The organism is Xanthomonas arboricola pv. juglandis (genome assembly GCF_001013475.1).
Lineage (GTDB): Bacteria > Pseudomonadota > Gammaproteobacteria > Xanthomonadales > Xanthomonadaceae > Xanthomonas > Xanthomonas arboricola.
Map to the genome: position 1 here is coordinate 202,230 of NZ_JZEF01000002.1, position 13,537 is coordinate 215,766.

General features: G+C 67.5%; 13 protein-coding genes. 7 read left to right on the plus strand and 6 right to left on the minus strand.

Going from position 1 to position 13,537, the window contains the following annotated elements; all coding sequences use genetic code 11:
- Nucleotides 1–106: 106 nt before the first annotated feature.
- On the plus strand, nt 107–2,263 hold the full coding sequence (avrBs2, locus tag XARJCFBP2528_RS06215; RefSeq protein WP_047124510.1) for a type III secretion system effector avirulence protein AvrBs2: 2,157 nt from the start codon (nt 107–109) through the stop codon (nt 2,261–2,263).
- 184 nt (nt 2,264–2,447) lie between these two features.
- Here avrBs2 and XARJCFBP2528_RS06220 read toward each other — a convergent pair whose 3' ends face one another.
- The gene (locus XARJCFBP2528_RS06220) at nt 2,448–3,956 is read right to left on the minus strand and encodes a ribonuclease H-like domain-containing protein (protein WP_016904858.1); all 1,509 of its coding nucleotides are present in this window, start codon (nt 3,954–3,956) and stop codon (nt 2,448–2,450) included.
- A complete protein-coding gene (locus XARJCFBP2528_RS06225; RefSeq protein WP_016904859.1) occupies nt 3,953–6,448 on the minus strand; it encodes a DEAD/DEAH box helicase in 2,496 nt (831 codons plus the stop codon). Before XARJCFBP2528_RS06225 ends, XARJCFBP2528_RS06220 begins: the two co-directional genes overlap by 4 nt.
- Nucleotides 6,449–6,621: 173 nt before the next feature.
- Between XARJCFBP2528_RS06225 and trhA the strand changes: the two genes are divergently transcribed.
- The 3 genes from trhA to XARJCFBP2528_RS06240 are packed head-to-tail and all read left to right on the plus strand — an operon-like array spanning nt 6,622 to nt 7,884.
- Nucleotides 6,622–7,284 carry a PAQR family membrane homeostasis protein TrhA gene (gene trhA, locus XARJCFBP2528_RS06230; RefSeq protein ID WP_039511099.1) on the plus strand — a complete coding sequence of 221 codons (663 nt, stop codon included), beginning with the start codon at nt 6,622–6,624 and terminating at the stop codon, nt 7,282–7,284.
- 55 nt (nt 7,285–7,339) lie between these two features.
- Nucleotides 7,340–7,597: a type II toxin-antitoxin system Phd/YefM family antitoxin gene (locus XARJCFBP2528_RS06235; RefSeq protein ID WP_016902922.1), complete on the plus strand. Its 258-nt coding sequence runs from the start codon at nt 7,340–7,342 to the stop codon at nt 7,595–7,597.
- Nucleotides 7,585–7,884: a type II toxin-antitoxin system RelE/ParE family toxin gene (locus XARJCFBP2528_RS06240; protein WP_016902923.1), complete on the plus strand. Its 300-nt coding sequence runs from the start codon at nt 7,585–7,587 to the stop codon at nt 7,882–7,884. Before XARJCFBP2528_RS06235 ends, XARJCFBP2528_RS06240 begins: the two co-directional genes overlap by 13 nt.
- 118 nt (nt 7,885–8,002) lie before the next feature.
- On the opposite strand, the gene XARJCFBP2528_RS06245 is transcribed toward XARJCFBP2528_RS06240, so the two are convergent.
- Nucleotides 8,003–8,524 carry a hypothetical protein gene (locus XARJCFBP2528_RS06245; protein ID WP_016902924.1) on the minus strand — a complete coding sequence of 174 codons (522 nt, stop codon included), beginning with the start codon at nt 8,522–8,524 and terminating at the stop codon, nt 8,003–8,005.
- Nucleotides 8,525–8,693: 169 nt separating this feature from the next.
- The gene (locus XARJCFBP2528_RS06250; RefSeq protein WP_016902925.1) at nt 8,694–9,047 is read right to left on the minus strand and encodes a winged helix-turn-helix transcriptional regulator; all 354 of its coding nucleotides are present in this window, start codon (nt 9,045–9,047) and stop codon (nt 8,694–8,696) included.
- Between the two features lie 22 nt (nt 9,048–9,069).
- On the opposite strand from XARJCFBP2528_RS06250, the gene XARJCFBP2528_RS22145 reads away from it, so the two are divergent.
- Nucleotides 9,070–9,288 carry a YciI family protein gene (locus XARJCFBP2528_RS22145; protein WP_230673957.1) on the plus strand — a complete coding sequence of 73 codons (219 nt, stop codon included), beginning with the start codon at nt 9,070–9,072 and terminating at the stop codon, nt 9,286–9,288.
- 159 nt (nt 9,289–9,447) lie between these two features.
- Here XARJCFBP2528_RS22145 and XARJCFBP2528_RS06255 read toward each other — a convergent pair whose 3' ends face one another.
- On the minus strand, nt 9,448–10,539 hold the full coding sequence (locus tag XARJCFBP2528_RS06255; protein WP_026064423.1) for an ATP-grasp fold amidoligase family protein: 1,092 nt from the start codon (nt 10,537–10,539) through the stop codon (nt 9,448–9,450).
- 456 nt (nt 10,540–10,995) lie between these two features.
- Here XARJCFBP2528_RS06255 and XARJCFBP2528_RS06260 point away from each other — a divergent pair, with 456 nt between their 5' ends.
- Complete coding sequence (locus XARJCFBP2528_RS06260) at nt 10,996–11,709, plus strand: hypothetical protein (RefSeq protein ID WP_016902928.1); 714 nt, start codon at nt 10,996–10,998, stop codon at nt 11,707–11,709.
- A 10-nt stretch (nt 11,710–11,719) separates the two neighbouring features.
- On the opposite strand, the gene XARJCFBP2528_RS06265 is transcribed toward XARJCFBP2528_RS06260, so the two are convergent.
- Complete coding sequence (locus tag XARJCFBP2528_RS06265) at nt 11,720–12,613, minus strand: LysR family transcriptional regulator (protein ID WP_016902929.1); 894 nt, start codon at nt 12,611–12,613, stop codon at nt 11,720–11,722.
- 138 nt (nt 12,614–12,751) lie between these two features.
- Between XARJCFBP2528_RS06265 and XARJCFBP2528_RS06270 the strand changes: the two genes are divergently transcribed.
- Nucleotides 12,752–13,504 (plus strand): SDR family oxidoreductase, encoded by a 753-nt coding sequence (locus XARJCFBP2528_RS06270; RefSeq protein WP_016902930.1) that lies wholly within the window; start codon nt 12,752–12,754, stop codon nt 13,502–13,504.
- Nucleotides 13,505–13,537: the final 33 nt, after the last annotated feature.

Genomic DNA, 13,537 nt, shown 5'->3' on the forward strand with positions numbered 1-13,537 from the left:
TTGCGGCGGGGCATCGTTTCGCATCGCGGCGGCATAGTTCGCCTCGGTTGCGCATTGTCATCTGCCAAGCGGTTTACTGGCCGCCCGCAGCGCTCTTGAGGTCGTCATGCGTATTGCTCCCCTGCAACCCGCCGCCACGCCCACCACCGCGCTGGCCACACCGGCGCACACCAGCGCGATCACCCCGATGGAGGTGCCGCACGCGCCAGGCGGCAACCCGCCATTGCGCGCACGCCCGCGTCGCCAGGCCGCCGTGCTACCGCCGCTGGTGCCATTGGACGACAGCGCGATGACCGGCAAGCAGGCATTGGTGGCGCTGGACGGCGAGTTCTCCGAGCAGCGCCTGGCCGAAGTGCAGGCGCACCAGATCACCTTGCAGGCCGCGCAAAGCGCGCTGGCCAAGCAGCTGCCACAGGCCACTCCCGCACCCAAGCCCGACAGCATCGCGGCGCTCTTTGCCGCCGGAACGCTGCAGCCGGTGTATCTGGACACCGCCGCGTTCGACGAGATGACCGCCAGCTTGCCCGAGCACTCGCGTGCAGCGGCCGGCCCGGTGCTGGTCGATGCGCAGCAGGGCCGCATCGTCTTCGATCTGGGCCACGCGTTTGCGCCTGGCGATACCTTCAGCGATGCCGCACGCACCACATTGCGCAAGGCGTTGGATCTGCGCGCCCATGGGTTGGAAACACCGGGCTGGCTAAAGCCCGCCGCGCCCACGCCCGCGCAGCCGCGGCGCAAGTTGCAGCAGGCCGCGCGCTACCACGGCCACGAGGTGCCGGCGCGCGACGGCGGCGTAGCGTTCTTCAAGCGCAACGACCACCGTCTGGTGGCCGGCAAGGACGCCCTGCTGCGCAAGCACCGCAAGGAGCTCGTCCACGACGCGTATTTCCAGACGCCCAGCACGCGCGCGCTGGGCAAGGACGTGATGGCCCACCGGGGCCTGTTCAACAACCACGCCGGCATCCCGGAAAACTCGCTGGCCGCCATCGATCGCGCTTACGAACACGGCTATCGCAACCTGGAACTGGATGTGGAGGTCAGCGCCGACGGCGTGCCGGTGCTGATGCACGACTTCAGCATCGGCCGCATGACCGACGACCCGCAGAACAGATTGGTCTCGCAGGTACCGTTCGCGCAGTTGCGCGAGATGCCGCTGGTGATCCGCAACCCGGTCGACGGCAACTTCGTCAAGACCGATCAGAGCATTGCCGCCGTGGAGCAGGCGCTGGAGCACGCGTTTCAGAAGCCGGAAGCGATGTCGGTGGCACTGGATTGTAAGGAAGACACCGGCGAGGCGGTGGCGATGCTGCTGATGCGTCGGCCGGACCTGCGCCAGGGCGCCGCGATCAAGCTGTATGCCAAGTACTACACAGGCGGCTTCGATCAGTTTCTGTCCAATCTGTACAAGCACTACCAGATCAATCCGCTGTACTCGCAGGACGCGCCCCGCCGTGCCGCGCTCGATCGCCTGCTGGCCAAGATCAACGTGGTGCCGGTCTTCAGCCAGGGCATGCTCGCCGACGCGCATCTGCGCGATTTCTTCCCGGGCAAGGACGATGGCCCGGAGGGGCTCGCCGACACGGCGGTGCAGTGGCTGGAAAGCTGGAACCGGATGCGCCCGGTCATCGTGGAGGCGGTGCCCACCGATCAGCAAAGCGCTGCGGGCAAGGCCATGGAGCTGACACGCACGCGCCTGCGCCAGCCCGACTCGTCCTACGCGCAGGCGGCATTCTCGTCCAGCTACCGCTACGAGGATTTCTCGCTGCCGCGCGCCAACCACGACAAGGACTATTACGTCTGGAGCAACTTCGGCGAGATGCATAAGCTCAGCGGCGAAGCCTTCGGCATCAAGCGCACCACCGCCGGCGCCTTTCGCGACGCCGGTGAAAGCCTGCTGACCGACCGGCCCGAAGAAGAACTGCTCGCGCTGCTGGAAAACCGCACCCTGGCGCGCGGTCATACCGGCATGGAACTGGACCTGCCGCCAGAGACCCCCATCGACAGCGCACGCGATGCGGCGATCGTGGAGCAGCGCACCAGCGAATTCCTCGCCGCGTCCAGGCCTGCCGACCCGGCGCATATCGCGGCTGTGCGCGAAGGCCGGCTTCTGGATCGCTCGGCAGAACATCCGCACGATGCCGCCGCCAGGCAGGCGGTGGATGCACGCGCCGACACGCTGGGGCGGCTGACCGATCAGTACCGTGGCGCACCGGTGACCCATTACCTCAACGAGCAGGCCAAACAGATCGAGCCGGGCGAGTGATGCCGGCGCACTGATGCTGCGCCGGCGCGCGTGACTTGGCGGCTTGACCGCTCATGTGGCCGCCAATGGGTGGTGGCCTTGCAGTGTTGCCGGTGGACATCGCCTCTGCCGGCAAACTGCACTGGCGCGCGCACCCAGGATGCCCGCATTGCGCCACCACTGCGCGTGGTCCGCCGCTACGGCGCTACGGCGTCTCCAGCATCGGAATCACGTCACGGTCCTGCGCGTCCACTGCCACCAGGCGCTGCATCAGCAGCGACAGGGTCACCACGTCCTGGTGATTGTGCTCGGCCACGCGGCGCAGGTTGCGCGCGCTGCCGCCGCGCAGGTAGCTCAACCAGGCGGCCGGCGCTTCGGAGCCGGGCAGGTCGTCCTCGCGCACTACGCGCAGCAGCTGCCGTTCGATGGTGGCCAGCTTGCAGTTCTCCCAGGTGCCGCGATAGCGGCGCCGGGTGGGGAACAGCAGGTCCACATGATCCAGCGCAGAGATCGGGTCGCCGCGCCGCGCCAGCCGGTAGCGCGTCTTCAACAACGGCGCGTCGTAGCAGCGGCCGTTGTAGCTGGACAGCACCGTCTGCGGCGACAGCCAGCTGCGGAACAGATCCAGCATCGCGCTTTCGGCCGCCATCGTGGACATCATCAACTGACGCACGCGCAGCCCGCTGCCCTGCGTAGCGTCGGTGTACCAATCGGCCACGCCGATCATGAAGGCGCGCGTGCCGGTGCCGCCGGCCAGGCCGGTGGTTTCGGTATCGAAGAACAATAGATCCATCGGGTCCACCGCGTCCTCGCGCTTGGCGAACGCCAGCGACAGCGCCTGGCGCGGGATCGCCTGCGGCAGGAAGGCTTCGATCAGGTGCAGGCCGGGCGCGATCTCGTTGCCGGGCAGATGCCGATCGGTGGACGCCGCGCGCACCGGCGCGTGCGTCGAGACCGCGCGCTCGCGCAGGCCGATCATCTTGCGCAGGCCGGCGATATCGGTGCGGCGCTGCGGTGCCGGCAGTGATGTGGGCGCAGCCGGTGTCGCGCGCACAGCCGGCACGCGCGCTGCCGCATCGGCCGCCGCACCTGCCGGCTTGTGGCGCACATCGTGGTCCACCCAGGCAAACGCCGAGCTATCGCGCGCAGGCGCTGCAGCAACCGGTGCCTGCAGGGCGCGGCGCGTCATGGCCGGTGCGCTGGGCGGGGCACGCGGTGCACCGGCAGCCTCTGCGCTGCCGGGCTGCGTGCTTCGCACAGCCGCCTCGCGCGGCAAAGCGCGTGACCCAGACGCAGCAGCACCCGGCGCAGGCTGGCGTTGCGCGCGCGTCGGCATCGCCGCATCGTCCTTGCGCGCCGTGGGCGTCAGCCCGCCGACCTGGCGGCGCAGCAGGCGCAAGCGTTCTGCGCTCACCCCAGGATCGCTGCCAGGCACCGGCGCTGCCAGCGCACGCATTGGCTGCGCCGCCGCAGGCATGTCACCTGCGGCACGCGTGCGCGCATCGCCTGCCACTGCATCCGCACCGACTGCCTCGCCCGAGGTGCGCGCCACCGCCGCCGCGCGCAGCGGGTGGGCATCGGCCTGCGCATCGCGCGCAGCGGAAACATCCGCACCATCCACTGCAGCGCCATCTGCAAGCGCCGCCGGCGCCGGCACATCGGCATGCCCGGCCTGACGCCGCAACAAGCGCAACCGGTCCGCACTCACGCTCATGCAAGCACGTCCAGCGCCAGGTCATCGTCCACCTGGGTGGCATGCCGCAACGGCGCATCCGCATCGAACAACAGCGCCAGCACGGTCAAGGCCAGCGACTTGGGCGACTCGCCCTTGCCTTCCTCATGCGCGGCCAGCACCGGGCCCACGCAGGCCGGGCAGCCGGCGCTGCAGTCGCAACGCCGCACCAGCTCGTCGGCGCGCTGCAGCAGCTCGGCCTGGCGCAGCCACAGCGGCTCGCTCAGGCCCACCCCGCCGGGGAAGTTGTCGTACAGATACACCGTGGGCACGAAGGCCTGCTGCAATTCCACCGCGCCTTCTTCGCCCTCGTCCACGCCGCGCAGCTGCCCGCGCCCGGTCTGGTCGGCCACCGCAAACCACGCGCCGTCGCCATTGCCCACCGCTTTTTGCAGGTCGCGCGCATCGGCCATCACTGCCACCGTGGCCACCACGTGCAGCGCATAGGCCGCACCCAGGAACCCATCCAGCGCATCCTGCTTGGAGGCGAACGCCTTGCCCAACGTGGCCTGCGGCAACTGCCACCACACCGCAGTGGTGTGCAGTTCCTGGTCGGGCAGATTGACCGGCCCGTAGCCGATGTTCTCGTGCGTGTAATAGCGGATCTTCTTGTAGCCGGACACGCGCCGCACCACATGCACCTCGCCGTGATGCGAGTCGCCGCGCCCGGCCACGCCGCCGTCGAAGCGGTCCAGCACCTTCAGCTTGGTGTAGTCGATGCTGTCGGTGTAGTAGTCCACATGCGTGCGCGTGACATAGGCCTTGCGGCCTTCCCAGTCCAGCCGCTCCACCTGGTACGGCGTGCTCTGCACCATGTGGATGGCGCCTTCGTACAAGGTCAGCGCCGCGGCCGAATAATCCACCTCGGCGATGATCTGCTGCTTGCCGTCGCTCTTGTCCACCACCACGAAGTTGCCGTCGGCCACCGAGCGCAGGCTCACCGCATTGGCCGGGTAGCTGTCGGCGATCCACTCCCAGCGGTCGCCTTCCTGGTGGATCACTTCGCTCTCGGCCAGCGCTTCCAGGAACACCAGCGGGTCGATCGGCCCGAACGGTTCGCTGGCAATGAACGGCAGCTCGAATGCCGCGCAGCGGATGTGGTCGAACAGGATCAGCGGCTGGTCCGGCGCAATGCGCGCATGTTCGGGCGAGGCATCGGCAAAGAAATCCGGGTGCCGCACCACGTACTGGTCCAGCGGCTGCGAACTGGCCACCAGCACGCCCAGCGCCGGTTGCTGGCGGCGCCCGGCGCGGCCGAAGCGCTGCCAGGTCGCCGCCACGCTGCCGGGGTAGCCGTTGAGGATCACCACATCCAGCGCGCCGATATCCACGCCCAGCTCCAGCGCCGAGGTGGACACGATGCCGTCGATATTGCCGGCGCGCATCGCGCGCTCCACCTCGCGCCGCTCGGTGGGCAGGTAGCCGCCGCGGTACGCACGGATGCGTGGCGGCTTGCGCGGGTCGTGGTCGAAGATGTCCTTCAGGTACTTGGTCAGCACCTCCACCATCAGGCGCGTCTGCGCGAACACCAGCGTCTTCAGGCCGCTCTTGATCGCAATGCGTGCGATGCGGTTGCTCTGCGAGCGTGCCGATGCGCGCAGCCCCAAATCCGCATTGACCACCGGCGGGTTCCACAGCAGCACGTGCTTGTCGCCGGTGGGCGCGCCGGATTCGGTGATCGCATGCACCTGCTCTTCGATCAGGGCCTGCGCGTGCGCATGCGGGTTGCCGATGGTGGCCGAGCACAGGATGAACTGCGGGTTGGCGCCATAGAACGCGCAGATGCGCTTGAGCCGGCGCAGCACATTGGTAACGTGGCTGCCGAACACGCCGCGGTAGGTGTGGATCTCGTCGATCACCACATAGCGCAGGTTCTCGAAGAACTGCGCCCACTTGGTGTGATGCGGCAGGATCGCCTGGTGCAGCATGTCCGGGTTGCTCACCACGATGTCGCCATGCAGGCGGATCGCCTGGCGCGCATCGCCGGGCGTATCGCCGTCGAAGGTGAAGGCCTTCACCCCCAGCTCGCCGGCGCGGTTCAACTCCAGCAGCTCGGCCACCTGGTCCTGCGCCAGCGCCTTGGTCGGGAACAGGTACAGCGCCTTGGCCCCGGAGCTCATCGCCGCGCTCACCACCGGCAGCGTGTAGCACAGCGATTTGCCCGACGCGGTGGGCGTCACGATCGCCACATGTTCGCCGCGTTGGGTGGCTGCCCAGGCATCGGCCTGGTGGCTGTAGAGCTGGCTGATGCCGCGCGCGCGCAAGGCGTCGGCCAGCGCGGCCGGCACGTCGGCGGGAATCGGCGCATAACGGCCGTCGCGCCCGGGCAGGGTAAAGCTGCCGGTGATGCGGTCGTGGTAACGCCGTTCCAGGCGTTCGGTGAGCAGTGCGCCATCGCGGCTGGGCCGGCCATCGGTGGTGGCCAGCGCGCGCTCGGCGGTTTCGGTGCGGGGAGCGAGGGCAAACGGAGGCATACGGCGGCTCCCAAAGAGGGGCATGAGACAGGGGAGGTGTCTCAGGGTATGAGACCAGCGCCGAACCAGCGAGCCTGTGTCACTGAGCGGATTCAGCAAGCCGGGTATTCTATTGCCTCCACCGCGTCACCGTTGCCTTGCACGCTGTGGCTCCCCCATCTCGAAGAACCGCCGTGCCCGTTTCTCCCAGCCTCACCGCGCCGCACTACAAGACCCGTTCCGCCCGCCGTGCCGATGTGATCGTGCATGCCGCCGGCCTGTTCCTGGCCATCGTCGGCGGCGCCTGGATGGTCTGGCGCGCGCATGCCAACCAAACCATGCTGCTGGCCACCTGCGTCTACGCGCTGGGGCTGCTGGTGATGTTCGGCTGCTCGGCGGCGTACAACTTCGCCCCGCCGCAACGCCAGCCGATGCTGCGCAAGTTCGACCACGCCGGCATTTTCGTGATGATTGCCGGCTCCTACACCCCGTTCCTGCTGGTCGCCCTCGACGGCACCTGGCGCTGGGCGATGATCCTGGGCGTGTGGGGTGTGGCCTTGTTCGGCGTGTTCGCCAAGCTGTTCCTGCCCGGCATCGCCAAGGGCTTCTGGGTGGTGATCTACCTGTTGCTGGGCTGGGCGGGCATCGTGGTGATCAAGCCACTGCTCGCCGGCCTGGACAGCACGGTGCTGTGGCTGATCGCCGCCGGCGGCGCGTTCTACACCGTGGGCGTCACCTTCTACGTGCGCAAGTCGCTGGTCTACAACCGCGCCATCTGGCACGCCCACGTGCTGGGCGGCGCGCTCTCGCACTGGTGCGCAATCTGGTTGTGCCTGCAGCCGTTGGGCGGGGTGTAGCCTCGCCCGGCACAGCCGACTTGCCCCACCCGCAGTGATACTTTAGTGTCACTGCATGCGCACAGAACTTGTCACCACGCTCAAGCGGCAGGCCACCGAGCTCCTCGCAGATGTCGAGCGCGACAAGGAGCCGATCCTGATCACCCAGCATGGCCTGCCCAGCGCATACCTGGTGGACGTCGCCAGCTATGAACGCATGCAACAGCGCATGGCGATCCTCGAAGGAATTGCCCGTGGTGAAATGGCGGTAGCCGAAGGCCGCAGCCTGAGCCACGAGCAAGCCAAACAACGCCTGGCGCGATGGCTGAAATAGTCTGGTCTGAGCCGGCAGTGGCCGACCTGGACGCGATTGCCGACTACATTGCGCTTGAGGACGCTGCCGCCGCAGCGGCACTGGTGAGACGGGTGTTTGCGCATGTCGAGCAATTGGCCGAACACCCGGAGAGTGGAAGCCGGCCGCAGGAGCTCAAGCGCTCCCGCTACCGTCAAATCGTCGAGCCACCTTGCCGCGTGTTCTACCGTGTGGACGGGCAACGCGTTGTCGTGGTTCACGTGATGCGCTCGGAGCGGTTACTTCGGAAGAATCGTCTTTCGCGCTGACAGGCGCGTCCATCTTCCAACTGCATCGCATTGCACACGCGTTGCGGCGCATGCGCCCACACCGCGCGCAGGCACGGCTTACAGCGCCACCCGCTCAATTAAAAAGCGGCTCACACCCTCACAGCTTGGTCTTCATCACCGCTTCGAACGCCGCATCCGGCGCGATGCTGTCGGAGAGCACGACCACCGAATGCAACGTGCCCTTTGCCTGCACGTTGTATTCAAAGCCCACCGGCTTGCCGCCGCGGCTGAACACCTCGATCTCGCTGTACTCACCGAGCCGGCCTTCATAACTCTCGCGCTCCAGCCCGTGCTCCTTGGCAAAGGTGCCGGCGGCGCTGCGTGCGCCCTCCCACACCGCGTCTTCGTAGCTCATCGGCTGCAGCAGGCTGATCATGTGGGTCGCGCAGGCGTTGGTGCTGGTCACGCCATAGCCATCGACCTCGCCCAGCAACGGGATCTTGCGGACATCGCGTTTGGGCGTGGCGGTGACGGTGCAGCCAAGCTGCTGCAGCTCGGCAAGGGTGAAGTGCTCGGACTCCGGGCGCGGCGCGCTGGGGGTGGCCGTGCCACCGTTGCAGGCAGACAGCAGGCCCAGACAGGCGAGCGGCAGGAAGCGGCGTAGAGAAACGTGCGACAACGGTGACGTCCTTGTAGTGAATGGAAGAGCGGCGCGGCTGCCCTCGACATCGGCGCGCAACATGCCGTCAACGCGTCACGCAATCGCCCAGGTCGGGGCAGCCAGGGCGCGCGAGGGTAGCGCGTCAGGCGTCAACGCATGCTGAGAGCCATCAACCACGCCGCCGCGCTCATTCCGGCATCACCATGCGGATCGCGCGCGTGCCGATCTCTGCACCGGTAACTGCGTCGATGGCAACCGGCTGCAGCTCGGTGCCGGTTTCCGCATCCAGAAAACGTAGCAACTTGCCCTCGCCACGGTGTTTGCGGCCCCACGCGCCGATCATGAACAGCACCGGCAGGTAGTCGCGCCCTGCCTGGGTCAGCACGTACTCCTCGCGCGGCGGGCGGGTGGAATACAGGCGCTTTTCCAGCAGCCGCTCCTCGGTCAGCGTCGCCAGCCGCTTGGTCAGCATGGTCGGGGCAATCCCCAGGCTCTGCCGGAACTGATCGAAGCGGGTCAGCCCGGACTTTCTGGCCACCATGTCGGATCAGGAAAAAGCCCTGATGCAGCAGCATGCCGCGTTTCTGGACCAGCGCCTGGCCGAGGGAATCCTGCTGGCGCATGGCCCGGTCATCGATGAAACCGGCGGCTTTGGTCTGTCGCTGTATCAGATTGCCGACGACCAGGACATTGCCGCCATCACCGCACAAGACCCGATCATCAAACACGGGGTCGGGCAGTATGCGCATTACCCCATGCTGCATTTGAAGGCGCGCGGATAAACGCCGCGCTGCAGGCGGCACGCTCAAATCGTCATCGCAGCAGCACGTTGCGGTGGCGAGCGTGCGCCGCGCTTGCAGCAAGCCATGGCGGCCGCAGGCGGGCTGCGCTCAGGCCACGCTGTCAGTAGCCAGTCTTTCGAATGGGGCGGGCGAGCGCTCTCACCGCACCGGCACCCGCGCGCTGGCCCCCAAGCCACGCTTGGGAAACGCCGCCTCCACCGGCGCACGCCGCTGCACCCACATGTCGCCCATCATCCGGTCCAGCCCGCGGTCCAGGCCGGTGACCAGCCCCGCGCCCGGGGTGAAGGTCAGCTCGCCAAAGAAGACCTGGCCATGCTGGATGTACCAGTCCACCCGCACGTAGTCGAAGTCGCCGGCCAGCTGTTGGCTCAGGCCCAGCGCCTGCTCCAGCAGCGCGGGCGCGCAGGGCGGGGTGCGCCCGTCGTCGCGGATGCGGTGGAAGGCCGTGTGCAGGTTGTTCACGAAGAAGGTCATCGCCAGCTTGGGCGTGTCGAAGCGCCCGTAGATCACCTGCAGCACGTACTGGAAACTGCCATCGGCCTGCCGGAACATGTGGAACTTGTAGTCCACCGGCACCTGCTGCGCATCGCCGATGTACTGCTCCACCAAAATGCGCGGCGGAATATCGCGGTAATGGATCTCGCGCACCTTGTCGGAGAAGTCGGTCTGCAGCCATTGGCCGCAGCGCTCGATGATGCGGCGCTTCTGCTGCGCGTCCGGCTCATCGCGCACCACCTCCACCATCGCCGCGCCATGGTTGGCCTTGATCACGGTCTGCCGCCACTGCGGCAGGCGCAGCAGCTCCTGCGGGTCGGTGCTGTCCAGCAGCAGCGGGATCAGGTGCGCCTCGCCGATCCTGGCCGCCACATACGGGCGCACCGCAAACTTGTCCGCCAGCCGCCGGTACAGCGGGTAATCGCCGTGCACGCACTTGCGGTAGAGGACCTTCTCGTTGAAGCACTTGGGCGCGTACAGATCCGGCAGCCGGCCGAAGGTGTGCAGGTAGTACAGCCGGTCCTGGTGCCGCCAGGGCAGGGTGCGCAGCAGGCCGCGCGCGCCCTTGCGCAGCAGGCGCTTGAGGCTGATGGCGTCGGTGGCCGGCGCAGCTGCGCCAGGCAATGCGGCCGGGCGGGCGTCGCCTGCAAACCGCGTCAACCCCGGCAGCAGCGCAGCCCACGGCTCACCTGCTGCCCCAACCCGCGCTCCCAGCGGCTGCGTCTGCAGCCCCATCCCGTTGTCCATCGCCAGATCCCTCTTCTTGTCGTTTAGTGAGACGCAAGTCACAATTAAGTGTGATGCTAGTCACGGTATACGGGAAAAGTAAGAAGAGGGTTGCGAAACGTCTCAAGCAGACCGATTTCGCAAAGATCAGTGCGTTTTAGGGCTTGAAGACGGGCTTGGCGGCTGCTGTTGCGTCCGCTTTGCTGCGTTGCGGCAGCCGCGCGAGCCAGGACGACGCAGCCACGGCCGGGCGCCGCTTGGGCACAGCGCCGGTCAGGGGCGTAGGCGGAGGTCGCGTAACTCAAATGGCGGCGTGTGCGCTGCGCCACGATGGGGAGGTGCACCCAGGGGGAAGCGCCAGGCGTTGAATGCCAGCGCAGGCCCGCACTCAGGGGACGCAGTCGCATCGCCGCCCAGGATCGAGCAATATCAGGCGATACCACTGCAGCCCGCAACGGATGGCCCATGCACGTCACCAAATTCCTGGCCCTGGCAGCGCTGTGCCTTGCGCTTGCCGCCTGCGCAGACACAGACCAGCCCGCACAAGCCGATAAGGCGCCCACATCGGCGCAGGCAGCAGCCAGCCCCGCCACCGCAGATGGCAACGCCGCCGCACTGCCGCCCGCCCAGGCGGCCAACAGCCATCCGCCTTCGGTCAGCCAGCAGGCAAGGCGCTATCTCTGCCCGCAGGGCCCCAATGCCTGCCCGGCCGGTGGGCCATTGATCGCCAACTCCGATGCAGAGGCGCAGTGGCTGCTGCGCCACGGCTACCCGACGGAACACGAACTGGCCCGGTTGGAAACCCTGACGCTGGACCAGCTCAAGGCCGAGTCGCAGGCAGGCAACCAGCCCGCAACGGTGATCTACGGCAAAAAGACCGCACTGGCGGGCCGTTTTTATCAGGGCATCGGCATCCTGCGGCGGGCCGCGGTGGCGGGGAACCTGTATGCGTACTACGGGCTGTCGGACGTGTACGTCAGCGACACCGCAAACAAGAACCTGGTCGACAGCCTGGCCTACCTGCGTCTGGCCTATCTGCTGGGCGATGCAAAAGCCTCGGCCGTCATCGCATCGCGTGGCCTGAGCAGTGTTGAAAACGTCGTTGCCGACGAGCGCGCCGCGTCCCTGCACAAGACGTTTTCCAAGTATCAGCGCCCCTCGCCACGGCCGCTGGAATAACGCCGGGCGATCAGCCCCCCACATTCAGTTGCGGAATCTTCGCAAACGCCTCGGCAATAAAATCCATAAACACGATCGCGCGCTTCGGCATCAGCCGGTTGGCCGCATACAGGATGTGCATGGGCACCGCAGGTGCGGAGAATTCGCCCAGCACGATTTGCAGCTGCCCGGCCTTGAGCCCCTGCTCGAACAACCACTCCGGCCCCTGCCCGATGCCCAGGCCCGCACTCACCGACTCGCGCGCGGCCTCCGGCGAATTGACCCGGATCCGGCCGGACACCGGCACTTCCACATCCTTGAAACGCCAGGTCGCCCCGGAGGCCAGCAGGGTGTACAGCACGCAATCGTGCTGGCGCAGGTCCTCGGGCACGCGGGGCACGCCGCGCTCGGCAAGATAGGCATTGCTTGCCACGCACACGCGCTTGAACGTGCCGATCCGCCGTGCGCGTAGCGCACTGTTTTCCAGGTGGCCGATGCGGATGGCGAGTTCCGCGCCCTCGTCGAGCAGATTGACGAAGCGGTCGTTGATCTGCAGATCCAGCTGCAGGCCCGGAAAGCGCCGCAAAAACTCCGGCACCAGCGGCATCACATAGTGGTGCGACAGCGCCGTGGGGCAGGCCACCCGCAGCAAGCCGGACGGCTGCACGTTGTCGTGCAGCGCCATCTCCGACTCGCCCACCGCATCCAGGATGCGGCGCACTTCCGCGTAGTAGCGCTCTCCCTCCGGTGTCAGCACCAGCTTGCGGGTGGAGCGGTTGAGCAGCCGGGTGTGCAGGTGCTCTTCCAGCGCTGCCACGTGGCGGCTGACATTGGGTTGGCCCAGGCCCAGGTCGCGCCCGGCCGCAGAAAAGCTGCCGGTTTCCACCGCACGCGCAAAGCAGGTCATCAGCAGAAACCGGTCCATCGCCCACTCCCATTCATGCGCAGAACGCATGAATGGTATGTGCCGGCGCGGTCTTCCGCCACATTGGGCATGGGCGCACGCTGCACCCCATGAAGGCCGGCCACGCGCGGCGGGCCTGCCACCTCCCAGGAGCACCCCATGTCCCGTCTAGCAGGCAAACGCACCCTCATCACCGGCGGCACCAGCGGTATTGGCCTGGAGACCGCCCGCCAGTTCCTGGCCGAAGGCGCCCGCGTCATCGTCACCGGCAACAACCCCGAGTCCATCGCCAGCGCCAAGGCCGCACTGGGTGCCGAGGTGCTGGTGCTGCGGGCCGATTCGGCCAGCGTTGCCGCGCAGCAGCAGCTGGCGCAGGCGGTGCAGGCGCATTACGGCCAGCTCGACATCGCCTTCCTCAATGCCGGCGTGTCGGTGTGGGCGCCGATCGAAGACTGGACCGAGCAGGCCTTCGACGCCTCCTTCGCCATCAACGTCAAAGGCCCGTACTTCCTTATGCAGGCGCTGCTGCCGGTGTTCGCCAACCGCGCCGCAGTGGTGCTCAACACCTCCATCAACGCGCATGTGGGCGCGGCCCGCTCATCGGTGTATGCGGCCACCAAGGCGGCGTTCCTGAGCATGGCCAGGACCCTCTCCAGCGAACTGCTGGCGCGCGGCATCCGCCTCAACGCGGTCAGCCCCGGCCCGGTGGAAACCCCGCTCTACGACAAGCTCGGCATCCCCGACGCATACCGCGACCAGGTCAACCAGGACATCGCCGCCACCATCCCCCTCGGCCGCTTCGGCACCCCGGACGAAGTGGCCAAGGCCGTGCTGTACCTGGCCTCGGACGAATCCCGCTGGACGGTGGGCTCGGAACTCATCGTCGACGGCGGCCGCACGCTCAACGGCTGAGCGTTTCGAAGGCAGTGGCAGGCGAACGGCCAC

Excerpts from the sequence above, each read along its gene's own strand:
- XARJCFBP2528_RS06260 (WP_016902928.1), top strand. The coding sequence starts at position 10,996 with ATGCACGTCACCAAATTCCTGGCCCTGGCAGCGCTGTGCCTTGCGCTT.
- XARJCFBP2528_RS06240 (WP_016902923.1), top strand. The coding sequence starts at position 7,585 with ATGGCTGAAATAGTCTGGTCTGAGCCGGCAGTGGCCGACCTGGACGCG.
- XARJCFBP2528_RS22145 (WP_230673957.1), top strand. The coding sequence starts at position 9,070 with ATGCAGCAGCATGCCGCGTTTCTGGACCAGCGCCTGGCCGAGGGAATC.
- XARJCFBP2528_RS06265 (WP_016902929.1), bottom strand. The coding sequence starts at position 12,613 with ATGGACCGGTTTCTGCTGATGACCTGCTTTGCGCGTGCGGTGGAAACC.
- XARJCFBP2528_RS06270 (WP_016902930.1), top strand. The coding sequence starts at position 12,752 with ATGTCCCGTCTAGCAGGCAAACGCACCCTCATCACCGGCGGCACCAGC.
- XARJCFBP2528_RS06225 (WP_016904859.1), bottom strand. The coding sequence starts at position 6,448 with ATGCCTCCGTTTGCCCTCGCTCCCCGCACCGAAACCGCCGAGCGCGCG.
- XARJCFBP2528_RS06255 (WP_026064423.1), bottom strand. The coding sequence starts at position 10,539 with ATGGGGCTGCAGACGCAGCCGCTGGGAGCGCGGGTTGGGGCAGCAGGT.
- XARJCFBP2528_RS06250 (WP_016902925.1), bottom strand. The coding sequence starts at position 9,047 with ATGGTGGCCAGAAAGTCCGGGCTGACCCGCTTCGATCAGTTCCGGCAG.
- XARJCFBP2528_RS06220 (WP_016904858.1), bottom strand. The coding sequence starts at position 3,956 with ATGAGCGTGAGTGCGGACCGGTTGCGCTTGTTGCGGCGTCAGGCCGGG.
- XARJCFBP2528_RS06235 (WP_016902922.1), top strand. The coding sequence starts at position 7,340 with ATGCGCACAGAACTTGTCACCACGCTCAAGCGGCAGGCCACCGAGCTC.
- avrBs2 (WP_047124510.1), top strand. The coding sequence starts at position 107 with ATGCGTATTGCTCCCCTGCAACCCGCCGCCACGCCCACCACCGCGCTG.